Origin of the sequence: Kocuria sp. CPCC 205235, from assembly GCF_040980905.1 — a bacterium.
Taxonomy (GTDB): domain Bacteria; phylum Actinomycetota; class Actinomycetes; order Actinomycetales; family Micrococcaceae; genus Kocuria; species Kocuria carniphila.
The window spans coordinates 1-20,062 of sequence record NZ_JAVKPR010000035.1 but is presented as its reverse complement, the minus strand read 5'-3'; the positions used below and the strand labels follow the sequence as shown (position 1 = coordinate 20,062).

The 20,062-nt window shown below is 63.0% G+C and carries 18 protein-coding genes and 3 tRNA genes; 9 read left to right on the top strand and 12 right to left on the bottom strand.

The features are described from left to right. Positions 1-722: 722 nt before the first annotated feature. The gene (locus RF638_RS15020) at positions 723-1,508 is read right to left on the bottom strand and encodes an enoyl-CoA hydratase (RefSeq protein ID WP_095798752.1); all 786 of its coding nucleotides are present in this window, start codon (positions 1,506-1,508) and stop codon (positions 723-725) included. 96 nt (positions 1,509-1,604) lie between these two features. Here RF638_RS15020 and nadE point away from each other — a divergent pair, with 96 nt between their 5' ends. After that, complete coding sequence (gene nadE / locus RF638_RS15015; RefSeq protein ID WP_095798751.1) at positions 1,605-2,426, top strand: ammonia-dependent NAD(+) synthetase; 822 nt, start codon at positions 1,605-1,607, stop codon at positions 2,424-2,426. Positions 2,427-2,475: 49 nt separating this feature from the next. Here the strand turns inward: nadE and RF638_RS15010 are convergent, their stop codons facing one another. Then, entirely contained in the window at positions 2,476-3,735 is a 1,260-nt protein-coding gene (locus RF638_RS15010) for a phosphatidylserine/phosphatidylglycerophosphate/cardiolipin synthase family protein (RefSeq protein ID WP_129701427.1), read from the bottom strand. Positions 3,736-3,849: 114 nt separating this feature from the next. Between RF638_RS15010 and RF638_RS15005 the strand changes: the two genes are divergently transcribed. Genes RF638_RS15005 through RF638_RS14990 form a run of 4 tightly spaced genes read left to right on the top strand, consistent with a single transcriptional unit; the run spans position 3,850 to position 6,468 of the window. Beyond that, positions 3,850-4,317: a carboxymuconolactone decarboxylase family protein gene (locus tag RF638_RS15005; protein WP_129701425.1), complete on the top strand. Its 468-nt coding sequence runs from the start codon at positions 3,850-3,852 to the stop codon at positions 4,315-4,317. Positions 4,318-4,346: 29 nt separating this feature from the next. After that, complete coding sequence (locus RF638_RS15000; protein WP_095798748.1) at positions 4,347-4,697, top strand: GNAT family N-acetyltransferase; 351 nt, start codon at positions 4,347-4,349, stop codon at positions 4,695-4,697. Positions 4,698-4,746: 49 nt separating this feature from the next. Next, positions 4,747-5,553: an exodeoxyribonuclease III gene (locus RF638_RS14995; protein ID WP_095798747.1), complete on the top strand. Its 807-nt coding sequence runs from the start codon at positions 4,747-4,749 to the stop codon at positions 5,551-5,553. Positions 5,554-5,556: 3 nt separating this feature from the next. Further along, a complete protein-coding gene (locus RF638_RS14990; RefSeq protein WP_259916302.1) occupies positions 5,557-6,468 on the top strand; it encodes a hypothetical protein in 912 nt (303 codons plus the stop codon). Between the two features lie 236 nt (positions 6,469-6,704). Here the strand turns inward: RF638_RS14990 and RF638_RS14985 are convergent, their stop codons facing one another. Beyond that, positions 6,705-7,709 (bottom strand): hypothetical protein, encoded by a 1,005-nt coding sequence (locus tag RF638_RS14985; protein WP_259916299.1) that lies wholly within the window; start codon positions 7,707-7,709, stop codon positions 6,705-6,707. A 427-nt stretch (positions 7,710-8,136) separates the two neighbouring features. Here RF638_RS14985 and RF638_RS14980 point away from each other — a divergent pair, with 427 nt between their 5' ends. Further along, the gene (locus RF638_RS14980) at positions 8,137-9,840 is read left to right on the top strand and encodes a glycoside hydrolase family 13 protein (protein WP_259916297.1); all 1,704 of its coding nucleotides are present in this window, start codon (positions 8,137-8,139) and stop codon (positions 9,838-9,840) included. Positions 9,841-9,961: 121 nt separating this feature from the next. On the opposite strand, the gene RF638_RS14975 is transcribed toward RF638_RS14980, so the two are convergent. From RF638_RS14975 to RF638_RS14955, 5 genes are all read right to left on the bottom strand, one after another. Then, positions 9,962-10,444 carry a hypothetical protein gene (locus RF638_RS14975; protein WP_259916295.1) on the bottom strand — a complete coding sequence of 161 codons (483 nt, stop codon included), beginning with the start codon at positions 10,442-10,444 and terminating at the stop codon, positions 9,962-9,964. Positions 10,445-10,604: 160 nt separating this feature from the next. Next, positions 10,605-11,243 (bottom strand): DUF1801 domain-containing protein, encoded by a 639-nt coding sequence (locus tag RF638_RS14970; RefSeq protein WP_259916294.1) that lies wholly within the window; start codon positions 11,241-11,243, stop codon positions 10,605-10,607. Positions 11,244-11,326: 83 nt separating this feature from the next. Further along, on the bottom strand, positions 11,327-12,793 hold the full coding sequence (locus RF638_RS14965) for a sodium/glutamate symporter (protein WP_259916293.1): 1,467 nt from the start codon (positions 12,791-12,793) through the stop codon (positions 11,327-11,329). A 227-nt stretch (positions 12,794-13,020) separates the two neighbouring features. Beyond that, complete coding sequence (locus tag RF638_RS14960) at positions 13,021-14,055, bottom strand: acyl-CoA dehydrogenase family protein (RefSeq protein WP_259916291.1); 1,035 nt, start codon at positions 14,053-14,055, stop codon at positions 13,021-13,023. Continuing rightward, on the bottom strand, positions 14,055-14,597 hold the full coding sequence (locus RF638_RS14955) for a DUF4242 domain-containing protein (protein ID WP_259916290.1): 543 nt from the start codon (positions 14,595-14,597) through the stop codon (positions 14,055-14,057). The genes RF638_RS14960 and RF638_RS14955 overlap by 1 nt, the downstream gene beginning before the upstream one ends. Positions 14,598-14,786: 189 nt before the next feature. Here RF638_RS14955 and RF638_RS14950 point away from each other — a divergent pair, with 189 nt between their 5' ends. Further along, the gene (locus RF638_RS14950; protein ID WP_095798741.1) at positions 14,787-15,767 is read left to right on the top strand and encodes an NYN domain-containing protein; all 981 of its coding nucleotides are present in this window, start codon (positions 14,787-14,789) and stop codon (positions 15,765-15,767) included. Between the two features lie 26 nt (positions 15,768-15,793). Beyond that, positions 15,794-16,588 (top strand): TVP38/TMEM64 family protein, encoded by a 795-nt coding sequence (locus tag RF638_RS14945; protein ID WP_259916288.1) that lies wholly within the window; start codon positions 15,794-15,796, stop codon positions 16,586-16,588. 173 nt (positions 16,589-16,761) lie between these two features. Here the strand turns inward: RF638_RS14945 and RF638_RS14940 are convergent. The 4 genes from RF638_RS14940 to RF638_RS14925 form a co-directional block, all read right to left on the bottom strand. Next, positions 16,762-16,834 (bottom strand) — tRNA-Phe (locus tag RF638_RS14940). Positions 16,835-16,896: 62 nt separating this feature from the next. Next, positions 16,897-16,970 (bottom strand) — tRNA-Asp (locus RF638_RS14935). A gap of 90 nt (positions 16,971-17,060) precedes the next feature. After that, positions 17,061-17,133 (bottom strand) — tRNA-Glu (locus RF638_RS14930). Positions 17,134-17,224: 91 nt separating this feature from the next. Beyond that, on the bottom strand, positions 17,225-18,172 hold the full coding sequence (locus RF638_RS14925) for a universal stress protein (RefSeq protein ID WP_259916287.1): 948 nt from the start codon (positions 18,170-18,172) through the stop codon (positions 17,225-17,227). 222 nt (positions 18,173-18,394) lie between these two features. Between RF638_RS14925 and RF638_RS14920 the strand changes: the two genes are divergently transcribed. Beyond that, positions 18,395-19,777 (top strand): D-arabinono-1,4-lactone oxidase, encoded by a 1,383-nt coding sequence (locus RF638_RS14920; protein WP_259916284.1) that lies wholly within the window; start codon positions 18,395-18,397, stop codon positions 19,775-19,777. Positions 19,778-20,062: the final 285 nt, after the last annotated feature.

The window sequence follows — 20,062 nt, the reverse complement described above, 5'->3', positions numbered from 1 at the left end:
ACTACATCGCCCGCAGCCTGCTCGAGGCCGGCGGCTTCAGACCGCAACTACACCCTCGATTGTGAAGAGCCGGTTTGAGTCGGCCATCTCCCTCAGCGGGCACCGCCGCATCCGCTAACTCTTTGAGCCGCCGCGACAACCGATACACATCCACCACTCGCATGAGTCCAGAGAACCAAGTGGCCACCTGTCGCGCGCCTCCAGCGCACGGCATTGTGCATTTCGGCGGATCCTTGGCACGTTCGCGATGGCTTGTGGAGTCCACGCAGCACGGGTAAGGCGATACCCGGTGCCCGTCACCTTGCTGGTAATAAAAGGCCACTCATGGGAAGGTGTGCCCCAGCTAAAACTCGACGACAGAGACCAACGAGACCGAGTGTGCTGGTCGATTTCGGCCTCCGCTTACGCGCTTTTTATTCGTTTTACTCGCGTTCATCAGTGCACGGTCTCCGAGGGGCACATACTCTCCGAAAACCGTGTACTGGTGCACTGCTTCGAGGGAAAGCGGGCCGAGACAGCGCAAAACCCGTCCACTGGTCAACGGTTCTACGGGAGTATGTCCTCCCCGAAGAACGTCTCTCAGTGAACGGGTTTCGGTGACCGAGTTGTCGTGAAGCCGATCATTGGAGCTTCAGCCGGATCACTCATCCTCACCAACATTCACGGCCCGGCAAGGCGGTTCAATCGCTGTGGCTAGGACTTCCGCTCGCTCCGCTCGGGTTTTACTCGTGCGTGAAGTTGGCCTTGCGCTTCTCACTGAAGGCGGTCATGCCTTCCTTCTGATCGGCGGTGGAGAACAAGCCGTGGAACACTCGACGCTCGTACTGCACACCCTGCTGGAGAGTGGTTTCGTAAGCTGCATTCACGGCCTCGACGGCGTGCTGAGCAACAGGCTTGGAGAGCCCGGCAATGGTGCGAGCGACGTCGTTGGCGGTGTCCAATAGCCGGTCGGCGGGGACCACGCGAGCAACCAGGCCGGAACGCTCGGCTTCCTCGGCGTCCATCTGACGGGCGGTGAGAATCATATCCATGGCCTTGGACTTGCCGATGGCGCGGATCAGTCGCTGAGTGCCACCCATGCCCGGGATGACGCCCAGGTTGATCTCTGGCTGACCGAACTTCGCGGTGTCCGCGGCGATGATCAGGTCGCACATCATGGCGAGCTCACAACCGCCACCCAAGGCATAACCGGAAACGGCGGCGATCTTGGGGGTGCGCAGACGGGCAAAAGCATCCCACGGGGAGAAGAAGTCCACGCGGTACATCTCGGCGGCGGACTTGGTGGCCATTTCCTTGATGTCGGCACCCGCGGCGAAGGCCTTCTCGGAACCGGTCAGGATGATCGCGCCGATATCCGGGTCGCGGTCGAGCTCGGTGGCGGCGGCAACCACATCGTTCATAGTTTGCTCGTTCAAGGCGTTGAGCGCCTTGGGCCGGTTCAGGGTGATCACGCCGACGCGCCCGTCACGGCTCACCAAAATGGTCTCGTACTCGGTGTTTTCGCTCATGTGACCAGCATCTCATGTGGTCCTTGACCCAACCTTGTGAAGCAAAGTGTGAAGACATGTCACGCCCCGGAAACATGCCGGTACTACCATGTCGGCATGCGCGAATTGCAGGCTCAAATCATTTCCGAACTCGGCGTGAAACCACAGATCGATCCGGCATCCGAGGTCGATCGCCGAGTGGACTTCTTGTGTGACTACGTCACGGCCACACACACCAAAGGTTTCGTCCTGGGAATCAGCGGGGGCGTGGATTCCACACTGGCTGGCAAGCTGGCTCAGATGGCCGTTGAGAAGCTCCGGGCCGACGGCGGAGACGCCCAATTCATGGCGATGCGCCTGCCGCACGGAGTGCAACACGACGAAGCCGACGCCCAGGCCGCGCTGGCTTTCATCGAGCCCGACCGCACCATCACCTACGACATCGCTCCGGCAGTGCGCGGTTTCGAAGAGGCCTACGAGTCGGCCACCGGGACGGAACTGACCGATTTCACGCGAGGTAATACCAAGGCGAGAGTGCGTATGACGGCCCAGTACGCCGTCGGCGGGGACAACAATCTGTTGGTGATCGGAACGGACCATGCCGCGGAGTCGGTGACCGGGTTCTTCACCAAGTTCGGCGACGGCGGCGCGGATCTGCTGCCGCTGGGTGGCCTGAACAAACGGCAGAACCGGCAATTGCTCGAGTACCTGGGCGCGCCGGAACCGTTGATTTCCAAGGCGCCCACCGCAGATTTGCTCGACGACAACCCCGGCCGCACGGACGAGGACGAACTGGGGCTGACGTACAACGACATCGATGACTTCTTGGAGGGCAAGGAGATCGCCGCCGACGTCTCCGAGCGGTTGGAGACGATTTACTTGCGCTCACGCCACAAGCGCACCGTGCCGGTGACCCCGGCGGATGACTGGTGGCGCTGACTGCCACTGCTGAATGATCGGTGGCACCGACCGCACGACAGTGTTGAGATCAGAGGATCGGGCGTAGCGGAATCAAGACAGTTTCGGCGAACCGCGCCATCGGGTGACGGTCACGCCAGCGCGGTGAGCTGAGGATCTCACAGTGCTCGGAGTCGGCTTCGAAGACCTTTTCCATCTCCGCCGCGAAGTCCGGGTCCACGATTTCCACGTTCGTCTCGTAGTTGAACGAGAGCGACAAACGGTCGATGTTGGCGGTGCCCACGGTGGACCATTCGCCGTCGATTGTCGCCGTCTTGGCGTGGATCATGGATGCGGCGTACAACAGGATGGTCACGCCGACATCCAGGAGCTGACCGTAGAACCCGCGGGACACCCAGTCGGCGAGAATATGGTTTGAATCCTTAGGAACCATGACGCGCACGTCCACGCCGCGTTTTGATGCCCCAATCAGGGCCTCAAGAATCTGCTGATCGGGAATGAAGTACGGCGTGGTGATCCAGATGTGATCATTGGCGCGCTCAATGGCGCTCAGGTATAGGTGCCGAATTGGATACACCAGTTGCACCGGCAGATTGGCGGCAACCCGGACCTCCGGGTCCCAGTTCTGCGGAGGCACCCATTCAATCTGGTCCTCCGGGTGACGACCCTCGTTCCACACGCGGGCAATCGAATTGCGCAGCCCCCATACGGCCGGGCCCACTTCGCGCACGTGGGTGTCCCGCCACTGGTTGGCGTACATCGAACCAATGTTGTAGCCACCCACGAAGCCGATGTTGTCATCCACCACCAGGATCTTGGAATGGTTGAACCCGCTGTATCGCAGCAGCCCTCGCCACCATTTGCGGCGCACGGCCGGCATCCGGAACACATGGACTTTGTCCGAGAACGTATAGAAAGAATTGGGAATCACCAGGTTGGCAAAGCCGTCATAGATGACGAAGACTTCGACACCGCGATCGGCCGCCGCGTTGAGGGCATCCAGGAACCGCTGACCCACTTCATCGTTCTTCCAGATGAAGGTCTCCATGTGGATGGATTCCTGGGCTCCGTTGATGGATTCGAGCATGTCGTCGTACACGCTGTCACCCGAGGTGTAGATGTTCAGTTCGGAATCCTCGACCTGCGCCGTGAACGTACCCGGGCGAGGGGCCTCGCGGACCTTACGATTGCGGCGCTTCCACCAGTCCAATCCGGCCAGCGAAGCGATCACCGTGGCCTGTGCGGCAGCCAAGGAACCGGCTGCAACCACCCCCGTCTTGAACAGGAGTGAACGTCCCTTGCGGTGGGCTACGGCGGCTCTGGTCTTCATGCGTCCAGCCTACTTGGCCTGGCTCCGCGAGCGCCCAGGGTGGGACCCACCGCGTGCCAGGTCGGTATCCAATGGCGCTGAAATTTACTTACCACGGAATGCGTTAGTACCGGTGTGAGCACACACGAGCACTTTTTCCTGGACAAGTCCGACCCCGGTAGCTGGCGAGCCATCAACGCGTTCTCCCGCAAGGTGGCCGCAGCAAACGAGGAAGCCGACATCCCGCGTTCCATCACGGAGCTTCTCAACGTGCGGGTCTCGCAGATCAACGGCTGCGCCTACTGCCTGAACATGCACGTGCGCCAAGCACGTGAGGCGGGCGTGACCGATCAGCAGTTGGCGGTGCTGCCGGCCTGGCGAGACACCCAGGTGTTCAGCCCGCTGGAACGCTCCGCCCTGACCATTGCGGAAGCGACCACCGAACTGGACCATTCCACGCTGCACCAAGATCTGACCACCGCCCGGGAAACCCTGACGGACAAGCAGTTCTCCGCGCTGCAGTGGTCAGCGATCGCGATCAACGCCTTCAATCGAATTTCCATCCTGTCCGGCCACCCGGTGCGCGCCAAGCGCAGCGAGTAGTAGTCAGCACACGGTTATAGAAGACAGCCATGACCGAACCGAACAACATCACGGTCCGCAACAATCCGGACCGCCACCGCTTCGAACTCCTGGACGGGGACACCGTGATCGGTGAATCCCACTACACGGCGCATCAGGACGCTGACCGTGCGGAGCGGATTTTCTACCACACCGTGGTGGACGACTCGTACGGTGGCCAGGGCCTTGCAGCGGTTCTGACCAAGCAGGCACTGGGTGAAACCGTGGCCGAGGGGTTGGCCATCGTGCCGGTGTGCCCGTACGTGAAGCTGTGGGTGCGGAAGAACGATGACTACGCGAGCGACGTCGTCACCGTGAAGCCCGAGCACTTACAAGCGCTCGCCGCGCTGGGCGGAAAGTGAACGCGCGCCAAGTTTCCTGCAAGGGCCCGCGGCTCGCTACGGTGGTGTCATGAGAATCGCCACGTGGAACGTCAACTCCATCCGAGCCCGCGCCGATCGCATCGAAGCGTGGTTGGACCGCTCGGACGTGGACGTGTTGGCCATCCAGGAGACCAAGGCCAAGGACGAGAACTTCCCGTGGGAGTTGTTCGAGTTTGCCGGTTACGAGGTGGCGCATTTCGGGCTGAGCCAGTGGAACGGTGTGGCCATTGCCTCACGCGTGGGTCTCAAGGACGTGGAACGCACCTTCCCCGACCAGCCCGTGTTCGGCAAGGGCAAACAGGAGCCGATCCAGGAAGCCCGCGCCATGGCTGCGACCTGCGGCGGAGTGCGTGTGTGGTCTCTGTATGTACCTAACGGCCGCGGCCTGGACGACCCGCACATGCCTTACAAACTCGAGTGGCTGCGCATCCTCAAGGATCATGCCAAGCAGTGGGTCAAGGATGATCCAGAGGCGCAGATCGCGCTGGTGGGTGACTGGAACGTGGCCCCCCAGGATGAGGACGTCTGGGACATCGAATTTTTCAAGGAGAACGGTTTCACCCACGTCTCCGAGGGCGAGCGCGCGGCGTTCAACGCGTTCATCAGCGACGCCGGTTTCATGGACGTGGTCCGCCCCCGCCATCCGGGCCCCGGCGTCTACACGTACTGGGACTACACGCAGTTGCGCTTCCCCAAGAAGGAAGGCATGCGCATCGACTTCCAGCTCTGCTCCCCCGCCCTCGCTGCGCGGGTCACGGACGCGTGGATCGACCGTGAGGAGCGCAAGGGCAAGGGTGCCTCGGACCACGCTCCCGTGGTTATTGAGATCGACTGAGTCATGACCTTGGTGAACGTGGGTACGGCGTTTAGGGGGATCATTGGTCCTCCCATTCGTTTCGCGCTGCGCATTTACGTCCCGCAGGAGGAGCTCGACGCGGAGTACGCTCCCGCCATCCCGCGTGCCCTGGACCCCTTCGAGGGCGGGGTTCACGAACTCACGGAACAGCTGTCCCGCCTGGCCGATCCTTCCGACACCCCGCTGCCTCCCGCGCGCGAACCACTATGGACCATCCCGTTCTCCGCCGCCCCCGCTGCTGAATCACGGTTCGTGGGTGGCATGGGCGACTTCCCGGTCTTCCACGCGCCCCAGCGGCTGCGCCGTTCCCTTCGGTTGTTCTCCGACGCCACGATGAACGACGGCGCTCAGCTCCTTCCGCTATTGGTTCCGGAAAAGAAGGTCCGGGACGCCGCGCGGGAGATTTCCGGGGAGCTCTTCGAACCGCTGTACACCCGCGAGTCGGCCTATGTGGTCCCCTTGGCGTGGTTCGCGGCGTTCGCCATGGAGGACCGTGTGGTCTCATCGCATGCCGGTCACGAGGTGCACCGGCTCATCGCACCCGCCGACACCGCCGCCCGGCGTGTGATCCAGGGTGCGCAGATCGTCGAGGACACCGCCCTGGCCTCTGCCGATCCCAACGCTGATGAGCTGTCCGAGGAGGCCCAACAGGCCAAGGCGTTCGCGGATGATCTAACTCGGTTGGGCCGCTGGCTCGGAACCTTCAGCCCCGCCTCCCTCGTGTGCCTGGACTACGGCTCGTTGGCGGATCGGATCCAGCCCGACGAGAGCCCCCGGGACATGGAGGACGCCATCGAACTCCTCCGTGCCGGCGATCAAGGTGCCGCCACGGCCGCCCTGCGCCGGATCTTCCAACGGTGGTCGCCGCTGGCGCACTTGCAGTCGGCGAATTAGGGCGATTAGGCCGGTTGACAGTCTCCGGACCTGGTTCATAGGCCAGTTCATAGCTCGGGGCGTAACGTCATGTGAGGGAAATGCAACGGCCGAGTTTGATGTGAGGAAAGTGTCCAGAACTGGCCAAATTCTTGCAGTTTCCTCCCCTGAGACTTCATTGATGCGCTTTCCTCACCTGAGACTGCCTTGGGTCATGCGGTCGCCCCGGTCATTAGGTCGCACGCGCCGCAGCTCCCTCAGAGGACAATGACTGACGACGACGACGTCGCGCGGCGCACCCGTTCGACCCACTTCCATCTCCGGTCGGGCTCCTCAAGATCGCCCTTGACCAGCAGCGTGAGGTCCCATCCGCTGTCCCGGATGAGCGCGAACCGGTACATCTCGTCCCGGTAGTCATCTACTTCCTCCGCATGGACACGACCGTTGTATTCGACTGCCACCTTTACCTCTGGCCAAGCCAGATCCAGATAAAACGTTCGCCCGTTGACTTCCACCGGGTAGTTGAGGTGGGGCGGCGGCAGGCCTTCATGAAGTGCGATCATGCGCGTTAGGGTTTCCATGGCCGAAAAGCAGGATTCCTGGGCTTCTCGCAATCCTCTACGCACGGCATTCACGGCCAGAGCATGCGGCGGCAGATGGCTCAGGCACTCTTCGATCACAGTTCTCGGAAGTTCAGCCGTGACACCGGTACCTGGAATCGTGAATTGCCAGGACATCATCGCGTCCAAACAGGCGATGATGCGCCAGTGCGACAGCCTTGGGGCAACGACCACCAGCGCTTCCACAGGATGTGTAACTCGGCTACCCCAGGGGCCTTCAAAGCTGCTTAGTCCCATCGACTTTGAGAACTTGATCCCCTCAGCAACCGTCTGATTGCGCGCACCTGACCACCGCAAATGGGCCGTCTCGCGTTCGCCCAAGATGTCCCGCATGACTCGTGGAAGTGGCATCTTGAGCGACTGATGAACCCAAGGATCGGTATAGCCCACGGGTATCTTCAAGAGATCCAAGGCATTGAAACCGGTCACGGCAAGTGTCGATCCCGGGGCGCCCAGGTGCTGTTGCAACAACAGCGACCGCTCCACCGCGGTGAGTGGCTCGGGATGCATTGCCCAGAGACCTTTGGTCACTCTTTGAACTCCGGGTTTGGTCATCAGCTGCGAGGCGCGGTTGCCAGTTTGGCCCGTGCGGAGCACCACCGGACGATCCCCGAACTTCAACGGCTTTTGTCGATACAGCATGATCGGACTCTAGAGAACGCCGCTCGGGCGGGTCGGAAGTTATCCACAGTCACTCCTCTAAGCGTTCTCCACAGGACTCAATTTCAGCTGGAGAGCTCTCCTGAGCTGGCGACATCACCCTCAAATAGGCGCGTGCTAGTGAAGCAGTGAGGATTGGAGGTGAATCCCAAGTGAGGAAAATGAAGGTGTCCAGTGTGGTGTGAGGGAAATGCTCAGAACAGGCCAACTTTCTGCATCTTCCTCACCTAAGACTTCTCGGCTGCATTTTCCTCACATCATGCTGAAACAGGCCGTCTCATCGACACCGGAAGTGACAGGCCCGTGCCACAGCGCAGTCCCCTCCGCTCAGCTCCACCGCAGCCACCCCGGTGTCCTGGCCTCACCCCACGATTTCCCCTCCACCCCGCAGGCTGACTAGCGTTGGAGTGTGTCTGAAGAATCAGTAATCCCACGTCAGAAGTCCGGTACCGAGTGGTGGCGGGACGCCGTGATCTACCAGGTGTATCCGCGCTCCTTCAAGGACTCCAACGGGGACGGGATGGGCGACTTGGGCGGTGTGACCGAGAAACTTCCCTACCTCAAGCAGCTCGGTGTGGACGCGGTGTGGCTGTCGCCGTTCTATCTGTCCCCTCAGCATGATGCTGGCTATGACGTGGCGGATTACCGCACCATCGACCCGCGCTTCGGCACCCTTGACGATTTCGAGCGGATGAAGGACCAGGCCCACGAACTGGGGCTCAAGATCATCGTGGACCTGGTGCCCAACCACACCTCCGAGGATCACGAGTGGTTCCAGGCGGCACTCGCCTCACCGATCGGTTCACCGGAGCGCGCCCGCTATATGTTCCGCAACGGCAAGGGTGAGAACGGCGAGCTGCCGCCGAACAATTGGAAGTCCCTGTTCGGCGGCCCCGCGTGGTCCCGTATCGATGACGGCCAGTGGTACCTCCACCTCTTCGACTCGTCACAACCGGACCTGAACTGGGAGAACCCGGAAATCTGGGAAGAGTTCCGCAGCGTCCTGCGCTTCTGGCTGGACCGCGGAGTGGATGGCTTCCGCGTGGACGTCGCCCACGGCATGGTCAAGGCGGAAGGACTCCCTGATTGGGACGAGCAGGTCCACATGGTCGAAGGCACGGACGTCGATGAAAAAGGTCACGCCGAAAAGACCATGGACACCGGCCCGTACTTCGATCAGGACGGTGTGCACGAGATCTACCGCGATTGGAACCAGGTTCTGGCCGAGTATCCTGGCGAGCGCATGCTCGTGGTGGAAGCGTGGATCGGCCCGGCAGAACGGTTGGCGTTGTACGTCCGCCCGGATGAGGCGCAGCAGGCGTTCAACTTCGACTTCCTGATCGCCGGTTGGGACCGCGACCGGATGCGCAACGCCATCACGGATTCCCTGCGCGTGAACCAGGCGGTGGGTGCGCCGTCCACGTGGGTGCTCTCCAACCACGACACCGTCCGCCACGCCTCTCGCTACGGTTTAAGCTCCCGCACCGCCTACCCCAACGGCATCGGGGCGGAGGACGAGCAGCCCGACGCCGCCCTGGGTCTCCGCCGCGCCCGCGCCGCCGCACTCGTGGAGCTGTCCCTGCCGGGTTCGGCCTACGTCTACCAGGGCGACGAACTGGGCCTGCCTGAGCACACCACTCTGGACGCCGAGAGCCGCGAGGACCCCACCTTCTTCCGTACCGAGGGTCAGGAATTGGGGCGCGACGGCGCTCGTGTGCCCCTCCCCTGGTCCCCCGTGGGCGACGGGCTGGGCTTCGGCCCGAATCCGTGGTTGCCGCAGCCGGAGACCTTCGAGAACATCACGGTGGACCACCAGCTGGGCAACCCGCAGTCCGTGCTGAATCTCTACAAGAACGCCCTGCGCATCAGGCACGAACTGGCACTGGGTCGCGCCGAGTTCGAGTGGGACCCCATGAGCGAGCAGAACACTCAGATTCTGGCCTATCGCCTCACCACGGATTCCGGGGACACAGTCCTGGTGGCCGCGAATGCCGGTGACGCGGCAGTGGAGATCCCCGAGCTGACCACCGGTGAACTGTTGCTGGCCAGCGGCCAGAGCGCCGTGATGGCAGGGAAGCTCGCCGCGGATCACACGGTGTGGATCAAGCTCTAACGAGCTGACGTTCGGGGCCGGGCAGAATGGCGCGGCCCCGAACAACAGCGCGGCAGATCCGCGAGAAGTTCAAGGCCGCGACGGGTAGCTGAAAAGGAGAGTCCAGCGTAGGCCTCGGATGCTACTTCTCCGGCAACGCCGCCGAACACTGCGTGGAAATCCAGTCCTGCACGGGCTGAAGTGCGCGCTGGATTTGGGCGGCCTCTTGGGGTTGCAAAGTGTCACCGGCGTTGTCGAGGAGGCTGACGGCGTCGTCGAAGGCAGGAAGCACGGGCTCGGGCAACCGGTCGCGATGTGATTCGAGGGAGTCGGTGGCCTCAGTGATAGATGAAGGGTCCTGACCGGCCTCGGGGGTGGCGTCCGTGGAACGGTCAGTGGTCATGGGAAGCACCACCAGTCCGGTGTAGACCTCGACCACGTCCAGGCAGGTTCCGGTGCTGGCCGTGCGTCCCGTGCCCACCGGCGCTTCGGAGCCGCCGTTCGCCTGGGGGATTTCGCTCGGCGCCTCGAACGTGAACGGTTCCTCCGCGCTGGAAGAACAGCCGGTCAGAGCGATCAGCAGACCCGAGGCCGCCACTGCCGTGGTAACTCGTTTCAAGCTCATGGGTTCACCCGCCGTCCGCACGTGAGGTGCAGCCCATCCGGCCGAGGACTGGGGGCGTGCACGGTGATCGATACGCCTACAATTTAGGCGGCCAACCTCCGTAACGGCTGGGGATTTTCCGCGTCCTACCCTTGCACTGAGCCCGTGAAAATCGCGACTTTCAGCAGGCCGAGTCCGAGACCCATGCGCGTGCGATCAACTCGCGCAGCACGTCGTGATCCACCTGGTCCAATTTGGTGACGTACACGCAGCTCACACTGCGCCGGTGCGGTCCGAGGCGGTCGAGTAGTTCCTCGGCGCCGTCGCCGCTCTGCAGTCCGTAGAGCGAGATGGCGGCCTTGCGGGGCGAGAACGCTACCTGGGCGGTATCGCCTTCGCGGCCGGTTTCGTAGCGGTAATGGTAGTGGCCGTACCCCACGATGGACTCGCCCCACATCACGGGCTCGGCACCGGTGACCTCTCTGAAGATCTCAAGTAGTTCCTTGCCCTGTTCCACGCGCCGCGGCCAGGGCAAGGAGTCGATCCATTCCTCCGCAGACTGCCCGGTGGGCTTGGTCTTCACGTCCGCTTTCACGGTTCGGTTGGTGGGCTTGGGGGCGACGACGCCGCTCATCGGTTCCAGCCCCTTCTCACCCAGGGCGTCGTTGAGTCGGTTCAGCCCCTTCAACCCCACGCCGTGCAGTGCGAGGAGTTCCTGGAAGTCGGCTCCGGCCAGTTGCTCGATCTCGGTAATACCCTGTTCAGCCAGCGCCCGGTGCAGCGGTGCGCCTGTTCCCTTGATCTCCGTGAGAGCGGTCATGGGATCAGACTAGACGCACGCGGCGGCCCTGAACACGATCGCGTTCAGGGCCGCCGGTGACTGCCATCAGGCTGTGGAAGCGATCAGGCTTCCGCTTGCTTCTGCTGCTCCATCTGCTGGGTGTGTTCCTCGCGGTCCTTCATCTCCCTGGGGCGGAAGTAGAACAGACCCGTGAGCACGGCAATGATGAACACCGCGAGCATTACGAAGAACAGTGGCCACACGCCCGTCAGGAAGATGATGGGCACCGCCAGCGCGGTGACCAGGCCACCGCCGAAGAATGGCTCGAAGACCAGCTGCTTATAACCGAAGGCCTCGAATGCCGGAGTCTCGGCCTCCGGGTCCACCACGCGCATGAGGATCAGGCCGGTGGCGGTCACGCCCATGGACTGACCGAAGTCACCGATGCCGCGCTCGAACCAGTAACGGCCGATGATGCGGGGTGCCAACCACATGAAGATACCCACATTGAACGCGATGCCGGCCACCGCCAGGATTGCGAAGGCCGCCAGGTTGTCGCCCACCGCTTGCAGGGACAGCGTCGCGATGGCGGAGACGATCAGGAAGTCCAGCGCGAGGCCCTGGATACGGAGCATCACCTGGGCGTCGATGTAGCGGTCGAACCCGAACTTCTTGGCCACCAGCTGGAAGATCACACCGCCCAACAGCGCCATGGGGAACAAGGGAACGTAGGCGAAGATCTCCAGCGGGGTGGTGTCATCCAACATCACGCTGGCGTAGGTCTGCTGCTCGATCCAGCGCAGCCCCTCCAGAATGCACCAACCGATCAGGATGGCCACGGCCACGATCGCCATGTGCAGGGAGAACGGTTCCACGGAGGACGGGCGGCTGGTCATGGTGCCTGCGGAGTAGTACTCGTCGCTGCGGAACAGACCCTTCTGCTCGGCCACGGACATCTTGACGTCGCCCTTGAGGACTTCGGTCTTACCGGTGCGCACACCCCAGTTGATCAGGCCAATACCGATGATGATGCCGCCCACGATGCCCACGGTCGCCAGGCCCACGGCCAGGTCCGCGCCTTCACCGAAGCCCAGTTCTTCCATGACGGGGCGCATACCGGCAGCGGTTCCGTGACCGCCCTCGAAGCCGATCTCGATCAACGCACCGGTCATGGGAGCCGCAGCGAAGACGGGCACCAGAATCAGGGCGGCGAGCAGCAGACCGATCACGTACTGACCCGAGCCGAAGGCCACGCCCAGCGACAGCTGCGGTCCCACGAGCTTGGCCGCGCGCTTGGGCGAGGGAAGGTCCTGGCCCAAGAACATGGTCGCGAAGATGACGCTGATGAGCAGACCGGGCAGCACTCCCCAGGTCTCGACCATGCCCTCGGTGAAGAGTCCGCTCTCACCCCACGGGCCGTTGAAGCGGCCGAGAACCTGCGGGCCCAGGAGCAACAGGATCGCGCCGCCAATGATGGAACTCGGCAGGAACAGGCTCTGGACCCAGCCAACTTTCACGCGCACGAACTTACCCAGGAGCAGCGCCACCCCCAGGATCAGGAACGAAAAACCAACGGCCTCTGGAGACACGGGAACCACCTCTAGTGATCGGGGATCGAAAACGGTCGCAGGTCACATAGCGAGGGTCAAGAGCGCCCCGAAGGAGTGTCCCCAGCTGATGTTTGAGAATCTCAGTTTATGAGACTGATGTGTCCTACGTCCCGATCAACACAGCCCCTGCCGCTCCCGTCATTGCGTTACGGCGCAGTGAAAAGCCTCGGGCACACACGTGCTCGGGGCTCTTCGGTGAGTATGCGTCAGGCGCTCTGGCGCTGAATCTCCCACAGGAGGTGCCCCTCGGTGGGCGACTGCACCGGCAGGAACGCCGCCTCGCGCACGCGCCGGGTCGTGTCCGTGTCTGCGAGGTAGCCGCGTCCGCCGGCAAGTGTGGCCTCGAGCTTGGTCGCGGCACTCACGAAATGAGCGGCGTCGAGCCTCAGCTGCAGCAGGCGCACCGGCGAGGTGACCTTCTCCAACAGCGACGCGTGCTCATTGCGCAAGCTCTGCTCGGTCTCGCGCAGGGCATCCAGTCGGTCGCGGAACAGGGAGTTGGGGCCGGGCTTTTCCACCGACGACGCCGCCTCGTCCAGGCTGCGCGCGCCCAAACCAATACAGAACGCGGTCTGCGCCAGCAGGAAACCGGGGCGGACCTTGGCCAGGAACTCCTTGAGCGGTACACCGGTGACGTCGCTGGCGGGAATCCGCACGTTGTTCAGGGCCAGGGAACCGCTCGCGGTGCCGTTGAGCGCCATGAGTGGAGCCGAGGGCTTCACGGAGAGGCCTTCGGCCCCGACCCGCACGCGGGCGATGGTCTGGGTGCCGTCCTCGAATTGCACCGGCATCATGACGATGGCGTTCGGGAACAGGTTGGAAGCCCACACGATTTTGCCGTTGAGCACCACCGAATCGCCATCTGCTGCGGCCTCCACGGGGATGTCACCCAGCTCGGACGCCCACTTGAACGCGGGTGCCATGGCGGAAACGCCAGCCACGGAACCGTTGATTAATTCCTCCGGAACCTCGAACCCGCCCGCGCGGTGGAACAGCATGGTCATGCTGTGACCCCAGCTGCTGAACGCGGTGGAAAAACACTCGCGAGCCAGCGTCTCGAGCAGCGCGGTGACCCCGGCGACGTCGCCCTGGGCCGCGACGTCGAAGGCACCATTTTGCCCGAGCTCGGCCAGAGCGACGTCGGTCTGGACGTCACCCCGGTCGATACTCGCGGCGCGTTCGGCAACGTTGGCCAGCAAGGAATCCGCGACCGGTTGCTGAACGGTTGAAGGAACGGGCATTACTTGCCTGCCAGGTGGTGCAGTCGATCGATGGGGGTGGTGACGGCCTCGCGAGCGCGCACCACGGCGTCCTCATCGGGAGCGTTGTAGAAGCACAGGCACTTCACGGTGTCCTCGCGGACGTAGGTGCGCAGGAAGCTGACCTCGGGGACCTCGGCGTACTTGGGGGCGTTGGCCTTCTTGCGGCCCAGGTAGGTTTCCATGTCGATCTCGGCGGGGATGTCCCACTCGACCAGGTACTCGGCGGAGGGCTTGGCCTTGCGGATGTCCTCGATGTCCGCGCCGACCAGGCGAACCTGATCCGGGCCGGTGACCTCGGTGGACTGATCGGCCACGCCGCTGCGGATGGCCTGGTCCAGGGCGGTGGTGTCATCGCCGTCGAGCTCGACCACGGTGAACACGCGACCCTGACCCTCGGTGACCTGGGATTCCAGGACCTGAGCGCCGTTCTGCTCGGCTGCAGAAGCGATGGCCTCAATCACGGACTGGGCACCCTCGCGGGTGGCGTTGCTGGGAACGACTTCGAAAAGCTGCAGTGACATGGAGATTCCTCTCGTCGGTTGTCGGATTGCGTTAAACGCTACGCGCGGCCCCGTCAGTGACCCAAGGAGATAGTCACACTGCGCAACATTCCGTGGACACTTTGTTCAGACGTTGATCACCGCAGGGATCTATGATCGGAGCACCCTGCACCACTTTCGACTGATCCCCGAAAGGACCGGGTCTGAACCATGTTTCACGACCAGAGCGTCATTTTCATCGACGCGGGCTTCTTGCTGTCCGCCGGTAGTTCCACCGTGACCGGGACCTCTCTTCGCGCTGCCACCAGGGTGGATGCCGAACAGCTCATCTCCGGCATCGTCAGCATCACCAGAGACAACTGCAACCTGGACCCGCTGCGCATCTATTGGTATGACGCGTCTCGGGACGGCGTGCTCAGCGACTGGCACAAGAAGATCTCACTGCTCGACGACGTCAAGGTGCGGCTCGGTCGCATCGGCGTGAACGGACAGCAGAAAGGTGTGGACCTGCGTCTGGGCCTGGACCTGGTCGAGGTGGCCCGCAACGGTTCCGCCAAGGTCGCCTACCTTCTCAGCGGTGACGACGATCTGGCCGAAGCCGTCGAGGCCGCCCAGGACCTGGGCATGAAGGTGGTGCTGCTGGCCCTGGAGGACAAGAACCGGTATCTGGGGATCAAGTCGGTAGCAGAGCACCTGGCGTACAAGGTGGACCGGATCATCGTGCTGCCGCAGGACCTCATTCATTCCACGTTCACGCCGGCCACGCGAGCGGTGGTTCCGGGTGCGGAGGCGGGGACCGAGTCGGAATTCCAGTCCACCGCTCAGCCCGCTCCGTCGGCGCCTCCTGGGCCCATGCCGGGGGCGGGGCCCGGAGCCGCACCGGTCACACCGGCAACTCTGGCGAGCAAGAAGGCCACGTTCATCACGGTCAAGGAGCCGGAAGTCGATCTCCCCCACTTGTTCGCAGTGGCGGAAGAGGTGGCCGAGAGCCTGGCCCGCAACTGGTACCAGACCACTCCGTTGTCCGAGGTACAGTCCGTCCTGGAAGAGAGGCCCATCCTCCCCGCCGAGATCGATTCCACTCTGCTGCGTGATTGCGCGGCTCGGATCGGCGAATCGGACACCGACCTGCAGCCCGTGCGGAAACACCTGCGTAAGTGCTTCTGGGACACCATCGACACACTGGCCTGACGCCGCGGTGCTCTAGTCTGAAGCGTGTGAGTCACGAGCCAGCAGTTTCAGATTCCTCCGGGGATGAGTCGAAGGAATTAACCCGCTCCACCTCCCGAGCCTCGGCTGGACAGGAGTCTTCTGAAACCCAGGATGCGCCCGCCGCCAGCACGGCCGTTTCTTCCGACGGCGACTCCGGAATCTCTTGGGGATCATTCGCACGTAATGCCGCGCTGATCGTGGTGGCCGTGGTCATGCTGTGGCTGTTCTTCAACGTGGAACTTCCTCCGGCCGACCAATTGCAGGAACGGCTCGAAAGCTACGGGTGGGTGAGTTGGCTGGTGTTCATCGGCCTTTACGCGATTGTGGCTCTGACCCCTATTCCGGTGACCATCATGGCGGTTGCCGGTGGGCTGATCTTCGGGGTGGTGCTGGGCAGCCTGTTTTCCGTGATCGGAGTGCTGATCGGCTCGTGGGGTGCCTATTGGTTGGCCCGCGCACTCGGCACGGACGCCGTGCGTAAGGTATTGGGCAAGTACAGCCAGAAGATCGAGAGTCGCTTGGACGGCGCCGGTTTCGAGGCCGTGTGCACCCTGCGACTTGTTCCCGGCATCCCGTATTGGCCGGTCAACTACGGCAGCGGGGCCTTTGGCATGACGCAGCGCGATTTCCTGGCGGCCAGTGTGATCGCGGTGATTCCAGGCCAGGTGTCCCTGGTGGCACTGGGAGCGTTCGTCGCGGACCCAACGCTCTTCCACGGCACCGTGGTGGTGCTCTCGTGGATCGTGGTGCTGGTCATGACCGTGTGGGCGTACAAACGGTGGAAGGCTGCTCGGCGGTAACGTTCTGTCCGGGCTCGGTACGGAAACCGGTCACGCCGTCAAGGCAGCGCACGAAGAGAAGGCTGCGGAGCGGCGTCGTCGTCAGGGGTGAAGCGAGTTCACGGGACATAAGCTGCGGGAACCAGCCAGAAATGGGAAGAACCCCCGCGTGTAGAAGCCACGCGAGGGTTCAGTGGCTCCGACCGGCGTCGATCCGGTGACCTTACGATTTTCAGTCGTACGCTCTACCAACTGAGCTACAGAGCCAGGCACATCACCTGGGATATGCCGCGACGGCGCGAAAAGTTGCCTTTTCATCGCCGCCTGAGCGACCCTGACGGGACTTGAACCCGCGACCTCCGCCGTGACAGGGCGGCGCGCTAACCAACTGCGCTACAGGGCCTTAGTTGTTTCCAACGAGTGGATATCTTACCAGTAGAACTGACTGCCTTAGCAAATCGTTCACCGCATCAGATTCTCTCGCGAGAAAACGTACCCCCAACGGGATTCGAACCCGTGCCGCCGCCGTGAAAGGGCGGTGTCCTAGGCCGCTAGACGATGGGGGCCAGAACGTCGCCCGACTGCCGCTTGCGCATCAGTGGACGATGGACCTTCAGTAGCTTAGAGGTAAACACCCCGGTTGCACAAACCCGAGTATCACAGGGTGACCTCGGGCCGATCAGCCAGTCGTTCGTCCTCGAAACCCTGGATGATCATGAGCGGTCCGGCGCTGTTGTGGATGACTCCCTGGGAGGTGGAACCCAGCAGCATTCCGGCGAATCCGCCGCGACCACGAGTACCCATGACCACCATTCGGTTCTGCTTGGACTGCTCCACCAAAACGTCGATCGGTGACCCGTCCAGCAGTTCAGCGTTGATCTCCAGATCCGGGAAGTGTCCGCGCAACCAGCGCACAGATGCGTTGAGGGCATCCGCGATCTCTTGGTAGATATTCTCAAAGTCCACGGGAGTGGGCATCCAGGACGCCGCACCCGCCATGGGCGGCACGGCGCACACCACGGTCAGTGGCACGCCGAACAACTGCGCTTCCTCCGCCGCCCGCAGCATGGCCACACCGGAATGCTCGGAACCGTCCGAACCCACCGACACGCCGTCGACGAATGCCTTGGCCTGATTGATGTCCCGCTCCAGTTGGTGTTCACGCGCCCACGGCAGCGGAATGATGCCCACGGGGCAGTGCGAGTGGGCCGGAACGGCAGTTGAGACCGAACCCAACAGACGCCCGAGCAGACCGCCCCGACCACGGGAGCCCAGAACCAACAGCTGCGCGGACTTGCTCAGCTCCAGGAGCACACCCGACGGGTCACCGGTTTCGACCGTGGAACGCACCTCCACATCGAGGTTCTGCACGTGCTGGGCGGCCTCGCGCACGAGCTCCCTGACGGCATTGTCCAGGGCGGCTTGGTCGAACGCGGCATACCCGACGTCAAAAGTGGAACCCGCGTAGACCGGCACGGAATAGGCACTCACCAGGTGCAGTGGGGCACCACGGCGCTTCGCTTCGCGGGCGGCCCAGCGCAGGGCTCCCAGGCTCTGGTCCGTGCCGTCCACACCCACGACAATTTCTCGGCCGTTCAGGGTCATGGCGTGCCTTCCTCTCGCCGATCCGTTAATTCAAGCGTAGTCCTCAGTCCTTGCGGATGGGGGTGAAACCGGCTCATGTGGAGATCGCGGCCTGCTTTTCAGGCCGTGGTGAGATGATGGGGTGGGTCCGGAGGATGGTCCTAAGGAAAGCACCTGGATCAGGGTCACAGGGAAGACCTCGAACCGCGGCCCCGGGAAAGATCCTGAGGAAGGATACGAACCGTGAACGAGCAGTCTGCAACACCAGACGAACCCGCAGAGTCGTCAGCCCTGACCGCCAAGGTCAGCCAGGACACGTGGCGTTCGTGGGGCAAGAACCTCACCGTACAACCCGCGGCGATCGTGCGGCCCGAGAACACGGACCAGGTCGAACAGGTCCTGCGCGATGCCGCCGCACAAGGTCTTCGAGTGCGCCCGGCCGGTTCCGGACAGAGTTTCTCCCCGCTGGTTCCCACCTCGGACGTACTCCTGGACGCGACCGCACTCACCGGCCTCAGCTCGATCGACACGGAGAAGCAACAAGCCACATTCTTCGGCGGCACGACCATCCAACAGATCTCCCACATCCTCGAGGAGAACGGTCTGGCCTTGGCGAACATGCCGGACTTCACGGGTCAGACCATTGCCGGCGCCATCGCGACGGGCACCCACGGCACCGGCCTGGGGCAGCCCTCGCTGTCCGAGCAGATCATCGAGATCACCATCGCCACCCCCTCCGGTGAGCTCATCACATGCTCCGAGACCTCCCATCCCGAGATTCTGCGAGCGGCTCGCGTGCACTTGGGTGTCCTGGGCGTAATCGTGTCCGTCACCATTCAGTGCGTGAGCGCCTTCCGACTGCACTGCGCCGAGTTCCGCGAACCACTCGAGCGCCTGGTGGATTCGCTGCCCGAGCGAATGTCCGGCGCGGATCACTTCGAGTTCTTCTGGATGCCCGGCCGTTCCACCGTGCACACCCGCATCCTCAGCCGCCTCCACCGCCTTCCGGACACCTACACGCGCCCGGCCTCCCCGTTCTCGCGCGTCCTCCGCCGAGCCGACGACGCCGTTCTGCGCACCTCCCTGACCTCCGGCCTGGGCCGCTTGGCCTCCGTGGCGCCCAAAACCGTGCCCGGTCTGAACAAATTGGAGTCCATGTCCAAGAGCTCCCGGCGCTACACCGACGTGTCCTACCGTGTGTTCACCGCACCGCGCGCAGTGCGTTTCGTATCCACGGAATACGCCTTACCGCTGGAGAACACCGCCGCAGCATTCCTTGACCTGAAGGACTTGGTGGACCGCGAAGGCTATACCTTGTCCTTTCCGGTTCTGGTGCGTTGCTCACCTCCGGAACAGGGCTACCTCTCCCCCTCCGCCAGCCGCTACACCGGTTGGATCAGCCTGCGCCAGTACGGCAAACGCCCCTACGAAGAGTTCTTCCGGGCCGCCGAGCAGATTTTCCTGGAACACGGCGGTCGCCCGCACTGGGGAGCCATTCACACCCAGACGGCCGAAACACTCAAACCCATGTACCCGCGCTGGGACGACTTCTTGAAGGTCCGCTCGGAGCTGGACCCCAACGGCCTGCTGCTCAACGACCACGCGAGGGCGCTGCTGGGGGTGTAGCTGGGTAATCCGGCGGTCGGCTGCACCCTGATCGACGCTACGAGCATGCCGGGAGCGCTTACTGACTCGCGGTGCTTCCTGGTTGACGATTCGACCCTGTGACCGCTGCGCAGCATCTCGATCGTGCAATCTGGTCGACAGTGCGACCACGACTGGAGTGCGCACTGGCCGTCGGTGCATCCTGGTTGACGTTTCGGGCTCTTCAGAGTTGAGTGTGGGGTGAGGCGTCGAGTCCACCGGTGATGAGGAGCATGCGGAGGCGGTAGTGCTCGAAGTTGCGGAAGC